The sequence below is a fragment of the Tamlana crocina genome (assembly GCA_040429635.1).
GTDB classification, from domain to species: Bacteria; Bacteroidota; Bacteroidia; order Flavobacteriales; family Flavobacteriaceae; genus Flavisericum; species Flavisericum crocinum.
This window is the reverse complement of sequence record CP158972.1, coordinates 1,214,092-1,227,158: the sequence shown is the minus strand read 5'-3', so window position 1 is coordinate 1,227,158 and position 13,067 is coordinate 1,214,092. Positions and strand designations below refer to the sequence as shown.

Here is a 13,067-nt window from a genome sequence, read left to right as displayed (position 1 = left end):
TCAAAAAACAAAAAAGCCAGTTATTTTAATAACCGGCTTTAATAACAAACTAAACTTTAACTTTTTGCATTTTCCAATGCACTAACTAAACTAAACTAACTATACAAATAGACGCAATATTTTTGACGTACTAAAGTAATTTTGAAATATTTAACATTCACCTTTACCTTTTATAAATTCGTTAAAAGAGTAAAATCGATTTGTTAATTTTTTTAAGAAATTTTCTTCTAGACATCTATATTTAAGTATTTTTACCCGATGCTAAAACACCTATTATTCTTCTTTTTGCCTGTACTTGCCTTAACAGCTATAGCCCAAGAAAAAGATAGTATTTTCTATAAAAACGGCATCGATAAACCTAGCCTATTAGCCACGCACCATTTTGGTATTTTCAGCTCAAGGCTAAATACCAATTTCAAAAGTGCCCCCTCAAAAAAACCTACATTTACCATAGACCATATTAGCGGTAATAATTTCCATCCGTATGTTGAAGCTTACTTCCCCAAAGACCCCGAAGTTAGGGAACGGTTAAGTAACATAAAATGGCACGATCGCCCCTTTACCTTTATAGATCAAGAAAGCACGCCAGCCGATTATATGAACATTGTTGTTGATGCAGTTATAAAGGAATTTAGGTTGAATTTTGATATCCCCATTAACCAACAGCACGAAATAAACCTCAATTTTAGGCACTATTGGATTACCAAAGGAAAGTATCCTTTTTCAGTTTTCACCTCCGACGAAGCCATCGAGTGGTTCCACAGCAATATTGCTGGTGGCGAAGACCCTTTCGGGCGCCGGTATTACGGCATGAATCAAGTTAATTTTAGATACTTGGACCGTAACGGAAACACCATGGAATTGCGCCAAAACCATTTCTTTTTAGGAGGCATTGAATTGAGCCATTATTATTACCCTAAGTTTCGTTTCAGTAAAAAACACAATATTTTCATCAATTTTGGTAGCCATTTAGGATTAAACACATCGCGTTTCAATTCATCAATGGATGCTGGAATTTCTGCCAATGCGGTTAAAAAAATCAACCTTAAAAACCAATACCAAATCCATTTTGCAATAGGAGCCAACATACTCCGAAAAAACTTCGTCAATTTTAAGGAAGTCATCGATCTGGGTAACAATAAATATTTAGGCACTTTAGAGTCGCATTTTGAAATTACCAAGTACACCAAAAAGGGTAACTACAATGCCTTCGGGGTAAATTTTCAGGCGCAAACCCGATATAATCAAAGGGAAGAATACGAGTATTTTAAGCTTTCGGGCAAGTGGAAAGAAATAAACGGCGGCTGGCACAACGGGGTGTACACACTTTACAACCCCCTTCAAAACTGGAATTTCGTTTATACCTATGGAAAACCGAATTTTAAACTTTCCATTTATATCAAAGAAGATTTTGAGGTAAATAATGCACCCGATTTCCAAACAGGTATCGGGCTGTCTTTCCCATTTATCAAATAACAGCTGTTTCGAAAAGTTGTTAACTTCAAGTTAAAAAAATTATCGTCTTAAACCTTTTTCATTTTCCACGGTCTTATTAGCAGAAAGAACCTTTAAAACAATAAAAATGAAAAAGTTAATGATTATCGCCGTGGCTTTTGTAGCCTTACAAGGTGTTGCTTACGCCCAAGGCCCACAAAAATTGGATAGAAAAGACAAAATGCACTTGATGCACGATCTTTCTCCGGAGGAAGCTGCCACATTACACACCAAAAAAATGACCCTGCATTTAGATTTGAACAAATCGCAACAGGACGACATTTATAACATAAGCCTTGAAAACGCCAAAAAGCGCAAGGAAATGATGGAAGCCTATAAAGCGAAAAAGGAAAGCGGCAACATGGAAAAACCATCGAAAGAAGAACGCTTGAAAATAATGAATGCCAAGTTAGACCACCAAATTGCCATGAAAGCGAAAATGAAAAAGATTTTAAATGAAGACCAATATGCAAAATGGGAGAAATCGCAAGCCAGAAAGAAAATGAAAAGCGACGACAAAAAAAGAGACTTCAGAAAAAAGGAGCACCGAAGATAAAATTTGATTGATTTTAGTTTAGTTTGTTGATGAAAAACGCATTTCCGAGTATTTGGAAATGCGTTTTCTTTTTACACTACAATGTTTTCGCCACTTCGTTTACAGCGTTAATGGTAAAATCTAAGTCTTCGTAAGTTAGAGCATCAGTTATAAACCAAGTTTCAAATGCACTTGGCGCGATATACACCCCTTGATTCAGCATACCGTGGAAAAACGTTTTAAAAGTATCGTTATTTCCGTTGGCTGCGGTATCAAAATCAATCACTTCCCTTTCATCAAAATGCACCGAAATCATCGACCCTGTTCGGTTAATGGTATGCACCACCCTATTTTCGTTCAAAACGTTTTCTATGCCTCGGTGTAAATATTCCGTTTTTTCAGCCAAACGAGTGAATATCTCCGCATCAGTATTCAGCTCGGTGAGCATCGCCAAACCGGCCGCCATAGCTAATGGATTTCCACTTAATGTCCCCGCTTGGTAAACAGGCCCCAAAGGCGCCAAATGGTTCATAATTTCGTTACGTGCCGCAAAGGCACCAACGGGCAATCCGCCACCAATTACTTTTCCGAAGCAAACTAAATCGGCCTTCACTTCAAATAATTCTTGGGCACCACCTTTTGCCAATCTAAAACCGGTCATCACTTCATCAAATATGAGTAAAATATCGTTGGCATCACAAAGGGTTCTCAACCCTTCCAAAAACCCTTCTATTGGCGGTACACACCCCATATTTCCAGCCACAGGCTCAATAATGATGCAGGCAATTTCACTCTTATTCGCCTCAATAATTTCCTCTACATTATTAATATCATTATATCTGGCCAACAAGGTATCTTTGGCTGTTCCTTGGGTTACGCCGGGGCTATTGGGCGTACCAAAAGTACTCGCACCACTACCCGCTTGGATTAAAAACGAATCGGAATGCCCATGGTAGCAGCCTGCAAATTTTATTATTTTGTCTTTCCCCGTAAAACCGCGTGCCAGACGTACGGCACTCATACAGGCCTCGGTTCCTGAATTCACAAAGCGTATTTTATCGATATTCGGAACCATCGATACCGTCAACTCGGCTATTTTGGTTTCGATTTCGGTAGGTGTTCCAAACGAGGTACCTTTTTTGGCTTTTTCAATTACCGCATCCACCACGGGTTTGTGAGCGTGGCCTAAAATCATCGGCCCCCAAGAATTGATGTAATCTACCAATCGGTTACCATCTTCGTCGTACAAATAAGCCCCTTTGGCTTCCTTAATAAAAATCGGTGTTCCACCAACGCCTTTAAACGCTCTAACGGGCGAATTTACACCACCGGGAATTACTTTTTCTGCTTCTGCGAATAATGCACTGCTTCGTTTATAAATCATATAAAATTTTAATTTTTTGATGTGGGTTTAACCAAAAGCACTTGTCCAATGCTGAGGGTTGTGCCTGTTAAACCATTTAAATTTTGAAGTTCTTCAACTGTGGTATTGTATCTTTTTGAAATGGAATACAAGGTATCGCCTTTTGATACCGTGTAGGTAGTCCGTTGGTTGTCGGCTACTTCGGGCTGATATGGCGTGTACGAATTTCCTAAAACCGCCATATCATACTCGTGCAAATTGTAGCGCTCAATCAAACTGATGAGTTTATCGGGATATTTTCTATCGGTCGCATATCCAGCGGCTTTTAACCCTTTAGCCCAACCTTTATAATCTTCCTTTTTTAAGCTGAAAAGTGGCGAATACCGTTTGCGCTCGGTTAAAAATAAAGAGTGGTCTCGGAATGAATATTTGGCATCCTTGTACTTTCGGAAGCATTCTTGGTCTTTATCGTCATCGTGATAAATTCGCGCTCCTGTCCATTCATGGCATTTAATACCGAAATGGTTATTGGCTTCAACTGAAAGTCGACCTCTCCCCGAGCCCGATTCCAAAATACCCTGTGCCAAAGTGATACTTGCCGGAATACCATACAACCGCATTTCGTTTTGTGCCACATCTTTGTACTCATCGATGTAACGTTCGGTATTATTAGCATAAACCTTTGTGGTTGTTGGGGTTTCAATGGTTTGCGTTTCGGCGGGAGTTCCTGTGTTTCTCTCTACGTGTTCAACACGCTCGGTGCGTTCAGTTCTTTTTTTGGTGACAATAGCTTTTTTCGATTTACAGCTAAAGAAGAAAGCTGCAACACAAAAAACGATGATTATTCTCTTCATTTATTTATCAATTATCGGTAAATTTTTCTTTTTCAATAGTTGGTTCATCCCGTCAATGCCCTGCAAACCTCCAGTATGGATGGCCAATATTTTTGTTCCTTTCGGAAAATAACTTTTTTCAATCAAATCGAAAATCCCAAACAGCATTTTTCCCGTATAAACCGGGTCTAAAAGCACTTGGTTTTGGGCTTTAAACTGATTGATAAACGCCACCAATTCGGCGTTTATTTTAGCGTAACCTCCAAAATGGTAATCGGTAATGAGTTCCCATTGACTGTTGATTGCAAATTTACTAATATCTTCTTGTAAAAACTGCCCTTTTAACGCCGGAAACCCCAAAACATGCTGTCCGGGTTTCATCCCATTAATGAGGCCCGAAATGGTTCCGCCGGTTCCCACAGCACAACAAATATAATCGAATTGTCCGTCTGCTTCATTCAAAATCTCTTGGCAGCCCTTAACAGCCAAAGCGTTGGTACCACCTTCGGGAATGGTATAAAAAGCTCCAAATTCGTCTTTCAACTCATTTATAAACGCTTCGGCATTTTTGTTTCTATACACATCGCGCGGCACAAACTTAAATTGCATACCGTTTTGTTGAGCGAATTTTAGTGTTGGGTTGTCATTAATTTTATCGCCAAGTTCTTCCCCGCGGATAATTCCAATGGTATTAAACCCCAAACCGCTGCCCGCCGAAGCCACTGCCGCAATGTGGTTTGAAAATGCCCCACCAAAGGTCAGCAACGTTTTAAAACCTTGATTTTTGGCTTCAATTAAATTGTACTTTAATTTTCTATACTTATTTCCAGAAACGAAAGGATGAATGCGATCTTCCCGCTTTACAAACAGTTCAATTTCCTTTTCCTTTGGAAGAAAAATTTGTTGGTTTACACTGTTTTGAAGACTGAATTCCATGGCTGCGAAGATACTTCAAAAAAGCCCAAAATGGTCGATTTTTAAGATAATCTAAACGGTTTTCATTGGCAAAAGCTTCTCTTTCGAAAGAAATATTCCGATAGGCTTCTTGCCAATTTTTAAATTGAACGAGCCGGATTAAAAATTCCAAAATATAGCATACATAAAACGGAATCACCAAAAGTTCCAACTGCTGTCGCAAATGGATGTTTTCGTGATTCAAAAGCTGCTTATCGCCCTTTAAACCTTTCGATTTTAAAAACACAAAAGGAAAAATGGCCATGCCCGTATAACCTCTCGGCACTAAATATTTTGAAATTAAAATCATGTTTTACAGCAATCAAAAATCAATCCAATTTACACTATCTTTGTATGAGATGAAAAAGATTGTCCCCATTGAAGAAGGCGATTATTACTTAACGCCCGAAGGTTACCGCTGTTTTACCGAGCAATACCACTTAAAACGAGGGTACTGCTGCGAAAGCGGATGCAGACATTGCCCCTACGGCTATGATAGAAAAACGAACACGCAAAAACCATAACCCTTGGTATGATTCTTGATGCTATTTATAAATAAAATGCATTAAACTTGAGAACCTTTAACTTTATTTTGCTATGAAAAATTTACTAAAAACCTTACCTATTTTGGTCTTGCTTATGGTGATAACTTCGTGCAGCTCCATAAGAACAGCTGCCGATTACGACAAAAACGCCACATTTAACGACTACAAAACCTTTGCTTTTTTTAAAACAGGTATCGATAAAGCTGAAATAAGCGATTTAGACAAACGCCGAATTTTACGCGCTATTGAGGCTGAACTTTTAGCAAAAGGATTTACAAAATCTGAAAACCCCGATTTATTGGTTAGTTTGTTCACCAAATCGCAACAACGTGTTGATGTTTACAACAATGCCTGGGGCTACGGTGCCTGGGGATGGGGCGGATGGGGCCCTTGGGGCGGCTTCGGACCCGGTTGGGGATGGGGCTGGAACCAGCCCACTACATCAGTAAGCACAGAAGGCACGCTTTATATCGACCTAATTGATGCCGACAAAAAAGAATTGATCTGGCAAGGTATGGGTAGCGGCTACCTAAGCAGAAACATGGAGAAAAAAGAAGAGCGCATTAAGGAATTTGTTTCTGAAATCATGCAGAAATACCCGCCCGAAATGCAGAAATAGACTTAAAAAAGCACCCAATGGGTGCTTTTTTTTATATCAAATAAGGTTTAGCATGCCCGTTGTCAACCAGCCATTGGTTAACATCCAAACCGTCCTCTAAAACAATATTGGCCAAATACCTGCCATACTTACCCTGTTTATCTTTATAAGAACGAATGGTTACATCCTTATCCAACACCATTTCCCTTAAAATATCACGCACTTTTAGGCCCTCTTCCCTTTCTTCGCCTCTCAATTCGGGCGTATCAATACCGTACAAACGAAGTTTCATTTCCTGAAAGTGAAGAAACCCCAAATCTACCATGGCCGTTACGGTATCGCCATCATAAACATCAATAATTTTTGCTTTGTAGTTATACATAATATGGTTTTTAATATTAGTTATCTATTGAAGTTGCGGAACAAAATCCTCCTTTTTAATCATAATAATTCAATCAAACCATTAAAAACCTCAATTTACTGAATATTTCGTATTTTTATAGTTGTTCGCTAAAGAAATTTCACTCATGCCCAAAAACATAGAACCCAATCCTATTTTAAACCGTTTGCCCGCACATTTAAAACAGTTTATAAAACCGCAAAACTACGAGCAATACTCGGCCATTGACCAAGCGGTTTGGCGGTATGTCATGCGCAAAAATGTGGATTTCTTAAGTCAGGTAGCGCACAAATCGTATGTTGATGGCCTAAAACAAACGGGCATCTCCATAGACCAGATTCCTAATATGTACGGGATGAACCGCATTTTAAAGGATATTGGCTGGGCAGCCGTGGCCGTTGATGGTTTTATTCCACCCAATGCTTTTATGGAATTCCAAGCCTATAATGTGCTCGTAATTGCCAGTGATATTCGCCAATTGGAACATATTGAATACACGCCCGCCCCCGATATTATTCACGAAGGTGCTGGCCATGCTCCCATTATCGCCAACCCAGAATATGCCGAGTACTTACGTCGTTTTGGTGAAATTGGCTGCAAAGCGATTTCATCGGGTAAGGATTACGAACTTTATGAAGCCGTAAGATATCTGTCCATCATCAAAGAAGCACCCGATACTAAAGCCAATGATATCGCTTCCGCGGAAAAGAAAGTGGAAGAGCTTCAAAAAAATATGGGCGAACCCAGTGAAATGGCACTGATACGGAATTTACATTGGTGGACGGTAGAATACGGCTTAATCGGTACGATTGAAAACCCTAAAATTTATGGTGCTGGGCTACTTTCCTCTATTGGTGAAAGTGCCTGGTGCCTTACCAACGAAGTTAAAAAAAGGCCTTACACCATTGATGCCGCCTATCAAGATTTTGATATTACCAAACCCCAGCCGCAACTGTTCGTCACTCCAGATTTCGCACATTTGAGTTTGGTTTTGGAAGAATTTGCCAATACCATGGCACTGAGAAAAGGTGGACTTTCAGGTGTTAACAAACTCATTGCCTCTGGTGCTTTGGGCACAATAGAATTGAGTACAGGATTGCAAATTTCGGGCAAGTTCACAGAAGTTATCGAACACGAAAACCAGCCCATTTATTTACAAACCGAAGGCCCAACGGCATTGGCCTATCGTGAAAAAGAATTGGTGGGGCACGGCACCAACACTCACAAAAAAGGTTTCGGGCTGCCTGTTGGTAAACTAAAGGGCATCAACTTGGCCATTGAAGACATGAGTCCCAGAGACTTGAACGCTTATGATATTTACGAAGAAAAAACGGTAACTCTCGAATTTGAAGGCGGCATTACTGTCTCGGGTGAAATCATTACTGGAAAGCGCAATCTTCAAGGTAAAATCATACTCATCAGTTTTAAAAACTGCACCGTTAAACATAATGACAAATTACTATTTAAACCCAAATGGGGCATTTACGATATGGCCGTTGGCAAGGATATCGTTTCAGCTTTTTCTGGACCGGCAGATTACCACAGTTTCGATTTGATAACGCACAAACCTACATCGGAAACCATTCACGTAAAAAAATCGAAAGAGCGTATGGCTCTCGAAAGTCTATATCAACAGGTGAGGGATTTTAGGGAAGAAAAAAGCCAAACCATTTCAAGAACAAAAGTGTTGGAACAACTCATTGAAAAACACCCCAACGACTGGCTTCTGCCCGTTGAACTTTATGAATTGGCTTTCGTTGGAAACGAAAAAAACTTGTGTGGCAGCATTTTAAAACATTTGGAAACCATTAAACAGAACCGCCCCGAAGTAGGCCATTTAATTGATGACGGGCTGGGTATTATTCAAAAAAAGCAAGATGTTTCGTCATTCTGAACTTGTTTCAGAATCTCACTTCAATCCAGATTTTGTTTTTCAACTGCTACCTAAACCGTTTTAAAGTCTTTTTGGTGAATTTACTCAGCACCAATCGGCCGCTAATTTCGGCACGCTCGGGCAAAAGTTCCTCCCAATGCGCAGTGTTTTTCCAAAAAACGGTTTTCATCTCCTTTAGTGCTTCTGGGTTGTAACCCGCCAATTTTTCAGCGAGACTTTTTACGGCTTCGTCCAACTCTTCCGTGGTTTCAAACACTTCAGCAAAAAGTCCTTTTTCTTTTCCATATTCCGCAGAAAAAAACGTTTCGGCATTAATCGTCATTTGCGACATAGCTGTTGCGCCCATTTTTCTGGACACCGCCGGCTCGATTACAAACGGGCCAATGCCAATGCTTAATTCGCTTAACTTAATGGACGCATATTTTGTGGCCAAACAATAATCGGTTGAAGCGGCCAAACCTACCCCACCGCCAACTGTTTTACCCTGCACACGACCAACAATCAATTTGGGGCAATTGCGCATAGCATTAATCACCTTCGCAAATCCCATAAAAAACTGTTTACCTGTTTCAGCTTCTTCGATGGCTATTAATTCGTTAAAACTGGCTCCTGCACAAAAGGTTCGGTTGCCCCCACTTTTTAAAACAATCACTTTTATTTTATCGTCGTTACCTGCCTTTACTATGGTTTTCTGAAGTTCATTTAGAATTTCACTGGGCATAGAATTTCGGTTGGGATGAAAAAATTCAATATAGCCCACCTGATTTTTAACGGTTAAAGTAACGTAAGGATTTTCCATGTTTATAAGCAACGAATTAAAGGTTGAAAGATACAAATTTCATATTCTAATATTATTTGGGTAACTTTAAAAAAACGTAATTTATGGGATTTTTAGATTTTATTTTTGGCGCAAAAAAAAGACACGTGCAGCAGTATTTAGAGCAAGGCGCGGTTATTTTGGATGTAAGGAGCCAAAAAGAATGGGACGACGGACATATTGAAGAGGCCATACACGTGCCATTGGACAATCTCACCGATAAAGTTGACGAAATAAAACGCCTGAATAAACCTGTTATTGTTTGTTGCGAAAGTGGCATTAGGGCGGCAAAAGCGGCCAAATTTTTAAACCTCAACAACATAAAAGCCACTAACGGCGGCGGCTGGATTGGCTTAAAGAACAGATTGTAGTTTTAAAATTTACAAATTCAAAATTTGTATGCCCAATTATATTAGATTTAAAACAAAAAAAAACATTAGTTTCCTTCGACGTAAGAAGTCTAACTAATGTAAAAATTAACTTTTTTCTGTACAGTTCAAAATTAAAACAAATACCCAACAGCCATATTAACATGTGATTAAGCAATCATTAAATCAAGTTATTTTTTTGAGCTTTTTGCACAGCTTCCAACTTGTTATGTACTTGCAGTTTTTTATAAATATTTTCAATGTGTTTTCGCACTGTGCCCACCGAAAGAATAAGATTATCGGCTATTAAGCCATAGCTCAACCCTTTACTTAATTGCTCTAGCACTTCTACTTCCCTTGCCGTTAATTTGATATCGCCTTCCTTTGAAACATTGTTTAAATTAATTGGATTCCTTAACAGCTTTAGGGTTTTTAAGGCAATGGACGGGTTCATGGCAGCACCACCATTTAAGGTTTCCAATATACCGGTATGTAAGTCTTTAGCGTTGACTTCTTTTAGTAAGTAACCATCGGCCCCAGCTTTTATCGCATTGAAAATATTCTCGTCGTTATCAAAAACCGTGAGCATAATTATTTTTATATGCGGATATCTCTGTTTTATCTTCTCAGTAGCTTCAATACCATTTAAAATTGGCATTTCTATATCCATAAGTACCACATCGATATTATGGTTGCCTTCCAACTTCTCAAGCAAATCGGCGCCGTTCATTGCCGAAAATTTGAAATCCAAATCATCAAAAAACGATAGCTTTTCTGCCACCATGTTTATTAAAAAGCTGTTATCGTCGGCTATGGCTATTTTTATTTTCATTGTATTTATTTTTAACAAACCAAGGTTACTACGCTTCCATTGCCGGGTTTGCTTTCTATTTCAAAATGGGCATCAATTTCATCGGCACGTTTTTTCATATTGTTCAATCCGTTGCCAGATTGAGCGCTTTCTTTATCGAAACCTTTACCATTATCGGTTACCGTAAATTGTAGTTTTGAGCCCTTATGCTTCACATTTACCGCAATTACCGTAGCATCTGCATATTTCAGGGCGTTGTTGACGGCTTCCTGAATTATTCTATAAATATTCATACCCCGAACTGAATTGAATTTCACATCCTTATTAATGTCTCCCTCCATATTAAATTCAAATTGAATTCCGCTGGAAGACAACTTGGCTTTATCGATAAAGTTTGAAATACGCGATTGCAAATCTTCTAACGAAATGGCATTTTTATTCATCGCCCAAATGGTGTCGCGCAATTCTGAAATGGTTTCTTTCGTAAAATTGCTAATGCCCAAAAGTTTATCGGTGAGTTTTTCATTGGTTATCTTAAAACCATACTGTAAATTTTCGATAGATGAAATGATAAAGGTGAGCTGCGCCCCAATATTATCGTGCAAATCCCTTGAAATTCTTAATCGCTGTTCCTGAAGTTTGTTTTGCGTTTCTATTTTTACCAGTGCTTCCTTCAGCTGACTTTCTTTTTTTAACTGTTCGTTTTTTAATTTTTGCTGTTTGAACAACAAATATCCCAATAACGACAACACCACGGCCAAAACCACCAAACCTATTAATTGCGTGTTTTTTCTGTTGATGTTGAGTTTGTTTTCAGTAATGGTTGCCTTTTGTGCCAGAATTTCGTTTTCCTTTTTCTCGGTTTCGTATTTGGCTTCTATTTCTTGGCTATATTTTAAATTACTTTCACTAAGATTACTGTTAAGAGCCAGTTTATACTGTTTTGAATAGAAGTTTAAACTGTCCCTGTTGTTTTCAACCGCATAAATCAGCATCAAAGTTTCATACAGGTTTTGTAACTTTTCATTAGCATTGGTTTTAATGAAATGCGATTTTATTTTGAGCAATCCTTCTTTAGATTCCTTTATATTTCCCAAGCTAAAATTATTAATAGCCAAGGTGAGTTTTGCACTTTCCAAATCGCCCAAAGCACCAATCGATTCCCGAATTTCGATAGCCTTTTTTATATAGTTGGTACTTTCTTCAATGTTATTTAGGCCGTTATAAATAGTGCTTAAATTGTTCAACGCCGAAGCCCAACCCACATAATTTTTACTTTCCTCAGCATGTTTTGCCGCTTGTTTATAGGCATCGATGGCGACCAAAGTATCGTTCTTCGACAGCAAAATATTGCCTTTGGTAATATAGGAATTGGAAAGCTCCCGCTTTAAATCTTTATTCTGAAAATAAAGAATACTGGGGTTTAGATATTCCAGAGCCTTTTTATGATTGCCGGACAAATAATAAGTGGCCGCAATATTCGATTCAATTTTTACCGAACTGAACGAATCGTTAACTTTATAGTAATAATCACGGGCTTTTAAATAATAATAAATGGTGCTATCTAAAACATTTGTTTTATTAAAGTTGTTCCCCATTTTGTTATAAAGGCTTGCTATCCCCGAAGTGTCTTTCAACTTTTTTCTATAAACCAGACTTTTTCTTGCATAATTGATAGCTGTTGGGTAATTGCCCCTAACAAAATGTACCGTACTTAAATCGTTTAATGATTGACCAACTAGCGTATCGTTTTTTGCTTGTTTTGAAAAACCCAAGGATTTTTCGCCATAAACCAACGCCGAATCCACATTTACATAGCAATAGTACCACGCTAAATCTGCAGTAAGTTTTGCTTTTACTGCCGTGCTATTTTCTTTAGATAGATTTATTTTTGAAGTTTCTATCAGCTGTTTGAAGTTTTGGGAAAAACCAATAAAACCAACTAATAGCATTAAAATTGAGAGCGTACTTTTTTGCATTATTTAGGGTTAGTTTTTACTATCAACAATCATTTTTTGCATTAAAAGTATTTGTCTGGTTATGTAAAAAAGATTTTTAAAAAGTGATTCATGTAAGTTATCGACCAAAGTTAATTTTTCTGTATTCCATTTGTTTTTCTGATTTTCTACCACAATTTGTTTTTGCAAATCTGATTGACTTTTAAGCCACTCACCTTTTATTCTTTTGGTGTTAAAATACACTTTTAAAGTATAAATTGCCAAGCTCAACAGCAGTATTAAAATCGCCATGCTTAAAAAATCGATCGCCATACCTATAATTTGTAAACATTAGTCCCTCCAATGGTATAGACGAAAAAACACCAATCCTCAAATGTTTTAACATATTGAAAAATTGGTGCCTTTTGATATGAACTGATTAATAGCATATTAAATTTAGCTTAATATGTTGAACCTTAGTTAAAAAATCGATAAAACGTTACCAAAAAAAGATTAAG

The 13,067-nt window shown here is 38.1% G+C and carries 15 protein-coding genes; 6 read left to right on the top strand and 9 right to left on the bottom strand.

Translation table 11 applies throughout. The features are described from left to right. Window positions 1-258 precede the first annotated feature (258 nt). Both ABI125_05550 and ABI125_05545 read left to right on the top strand, forming a co-directional pair. Complete coding sequence (locus ABI125_05550; protein ID XCF07321.1) at window positions 259-1,476, top strand: hypothetical protein; 1,218 nt, start codon at window positions 259-261, stop codon at window positions 1,474-1,476. Window positions 1,477-1,582: 106 nt separating this feature from the next. Further along, entirely contained in the window at window positions 1,583-2,050 is a 468-nt protein-coding gene (locus tag ABI125_05545) for a hypothetical protein (GenBank protein XCF07320.1), read from the top strand. 76 nt (window positions 2,051-2,126) lie between these two features. Here the strand turns inward: ABI125_05545 and hemL are convergent, their stop codons facing one another. From hemL to ABI125_05525, 4 genes are read right to left on the bottom strand one after another with little or no spacing between them, the layout of a single operon-like run. Next, window positions 2,127-3,413 (bottom strand): glutamate-1-semialdehyde 2,1-aminomutase, encoded by a 1,287-nt coding sequence (gene hemL / locus ABI125_05540; GenBank protein ID XCF07319.1) that lies wholly within the window; start codon window positions 3,411-3,413, stop codon window positions 2,127-2,129. An 8-nt stretch (window positions 3,414-3,421) separates the two neighbouring features. Then, window positions 3,422-4,246, bottom strand: a complete 825-nt coding sequence (locus ABI125_05535) for a glucosaminidase domain-containing protein (protein XCF07318.1) — start codon at window positions 4,244-4,246, stop codon at window positions 3,422-3,424. After that, on the bottom strand, window positions 4,247-5,161 hold the full coding sequence (locus ABI125_05530) for a pyridoxal-phosphate dependent enzyme (protein ID XCF07317.1): 915 nt from the start codon (window positions 5,159-5,161) through the stop codon (window positions 4,247-4,249). Then, on the bottom strand, window positions 5,097-5,489 hold the full coding sequence (locus tag ABI125_05525; GenBank protein ID XCF07316.1) for a hypothetical protein: 393 nt from the start codon (window positions 5,487-5,489) through the stop codon (window positions 5,097-5,099). The genes ABI125_05530 and ABI125_05525 overlap by 65 nt, the downstream gene beginning before the upstream one ends. 49 nt (window positions 5,490-5,538) lie before the next feature. On the opposite strand from ABI125_05525, the gene ABI125_05520 reads away from it, so the two are divergent. Together ABI125_05520 and ABI125_05515 are read left to right on the top strand one after the other, a co-directional pair. Then, on the top strand, window positions 5,539-5,703 hold the full coding sequence (locus ABI125_05520; GenBank protein XCF07315.1) for a DUF5522 domain-containing protein: 165 nt from the start codon (window positions 5,539-5,541) through the stop codon (window positions 5,701-5,703). 73 nt (window positions 5,704-5,776) lie between these two features. Then, window positions 5,777-6,343 (top strand): DUF4136 domain-containing protein, encoded by a 567-nt coding sequence (locus ABI125_05515; protein ID XCF07314.1) that lies wholly within the window; start codon window positions 5,777-5,779, stop codon window positions 6,341-6,343. Window positions 6,344-6,374: 31 nt separating this feature from the next. Here the strand turns inward: ABI125_05515 and ABI125_05510 are convergent, their stop codons facing one another. Beyond that, window positions 6,375-6,704 carry a thermonuclease family protein gene (locus ABI125_05510; GenBank protein XCF07313.1) on the bottom strand — a complete coding sequence of 110 codons (330 nt, stop codon included), beginning with the start codon at window positions 6,702-6,704 and terminating at the stop codon, window positions 6,375-6,377. Window positions 6,705-6,849: 145 nt separating this feature from the next. Between ABI125_05510 and ABI125_05505 the strand changes: the two genes are divergently transcribed. Further along, complete coding sequence (locus ABI125_05505; GenBank protein XCF07312.1) at window positions 6,850-8,616, top strand: aromatic amino acid hydroxylase; 1,767 nt, start codon at window positions 6,850-6,852, stop codon at window positions 8,614-8,616. 46 nt (window positions 8,617-8,662) lie between these two features. Here the strand turns inward: ABI125_05505 and ABI125_05500 are convergent, their stop codons facing one another. Next, window positions 8,663-9,415, bottom strand: a complete 753-nt coding sequence (locus tag ABI125_05500; GenBank protein ID XCF07311.1) for an enoyl-CoA hydratase/isomerase family protein — start codon at window positions 9,413-9,415, stop codon at window positions 8,663-8,665. 83 nt (window positions 9,416-9,498) lie between these two features. On the opposite strand from ABI125_05500, the gene ABI125_05495 reads away from it, so the two are divergent. Next, a complete protein-coding gene (locus ABI125_05495) occupies window positions 9,499-9,804 on the top strand; it encodes a rhodanese-like domain-containing protein (protein XCF07310.1) in 306 nt (101 codons plus the stop codon). A 178-nt stretch (window positions 9,805-9,982) separates the two neighbouring features. Here the strand turns inward: ABI125_05495 and ABI125_05490 are convergent, their stop codons facing one another. The 3 genes from ABI125_05490 to ABI125_05480 are packed head-to-tail and all read right to left on the bottom strand — an operon-like array spanning window position 9,983 to window position 12,882. After that, window positions 9,983-10,633 (bottom strand): response regulator transcription factor, encoded by a 651-nt coding sequence (locus tag ABI125_05490; GenBank protein ID XCF07309.1) that lies wholly within the window; start codon window positions 10,631-10,633, stop codon window positions 9,983-9,985. 11 nt (window positions 10,634-10,644) lie between these two features. After that, on the bottom strand, window positions 10,645-12,591 hold the full coding sequence (locus ABI125_05485; protein XCF07308.1) for a tetratricopeptide repeat protein: 1,947 nt from the start codon (window positions 12,589-12,591) through the stop codon (window positions 10,645-10,647). 9 nt (window positions 12,592-12,600) lie between these two features. Then, window positions 12,601-12,882, bottom strand: coding sequence for a hypothetical protein (locus ABI125_05480; GenBank protein XCF07307.1), 282 nt, complete (start codon window positions 12,880-12,882; stop codon window positions 12,601-12,603). Window positions 12,883-13,067 lie beyond the last annotated feature (185 nt).

Excerpts from the sequence above, each read along its gene's own strand:
- ABI125_05525 (XCF07316.1), bottom strand. The coding sequence starts at position 5,489 with ATGATTTTAATTTCAAAATATTTAGTGCCGAGAGGTTATACGGGCATG.
- ABI125_05550 (XCF07321.1), top strand. The coding sequence starts at position 259 with ATGCTAAAACACCTATTATTCTTCTTTTTGCCTGTACTTGCCTTAACA.
- ABI125_05480 (XCF07307.1), bottom strand. The coding sequence starts at position 12,882 with ATGGCGATCGATTTTTTAAGCATGGCGATTTTAATACTGCTGTTGAGC.
- ABI125_05515 (XCF07314.1), top strand. The coding sequence starts at position 5,777 with ATGAAAAATTTACTAAAAACCTTACCTATTTTGGTCTTGCTTATGGTG.
- hemL (XCF07319.1), bottom strand. The coding sequence starts at position 3,413 with ATGATTTATAAACGAAGCAGTGCATTATTCGCAGAAGCAGAAAAAGTA.
- ABI125_05510 (XCF07313.1), bottom strand. The coding sequence starts at position 6,704 with ATGTATAACTACAAAGCAAAAATTATTGATGTTTATGATGGCGATACC.
- ABI125_05505 (XCF07312.1), top strand. The coding sequence starts at position 6,850 with ATGCCCAAAAACATAGAACCCAATCCTATTTTAAACCGTTTGCCCGCA.
- ABI125_05490 (XCF07309.1), bottom strand. The coding sequence starts at position 10,633 with ATGAAAATAAAAATAGCCATAGCCGACGATAACAGCTTTTTAATAAAC.
- ABI125_05485 (XCF07308.1), bottom strand. The coding sequence starts at position 12,591 with ATGCAAAAAAGTACGCTCTCAATTTTAATGCTATTAGTTGGTTTTATT.
- ABI125_05520 (XCF07315.1), top strand. The coding sequence starts at position 5,539 with ATGAAAAAGATTGTCCCCATTGAAGAAGGCGATTATTACTTAACGCCC.
- ABI125_05535 (XCF07318.1), bottom strand. The coding sequence starts at position 4,246 with ATGAAGAGAATAATCATCGTTTTTTGTGTTGCAGCTTTCTTCTTTAGC.
- ABI125_05500 (XCF07311.1), bottom strand. The coding sequence starts at position 9,415 with ATGGAAAATCCTTACGTTACTTTAACCGTTAAAAATCAGGTGGGCTAT.
- ABI125_05530 (XCF07317.1), bottom strand. The coding sequence starts at position 5,161 with ATGGAATTCAGTCTTCAAAACAGTGTAAACCAACAAATTTTTCTTCCA.
- ABI125_05495 (XCF07310.1), top strand. The coding sequence starts at position 9,499 with ATGGGATTTTTAGATTTTATTTTTGGCGCAAAAAAAAGACACGTGCAG.
- ABI125_05545 (XCF07320.1), top strand. The coding sequence starts at position 1,583 with ATGAAAAAGTTAATGATTATCGCCGTGGCTTTTGTAGCCTTACAAGGT.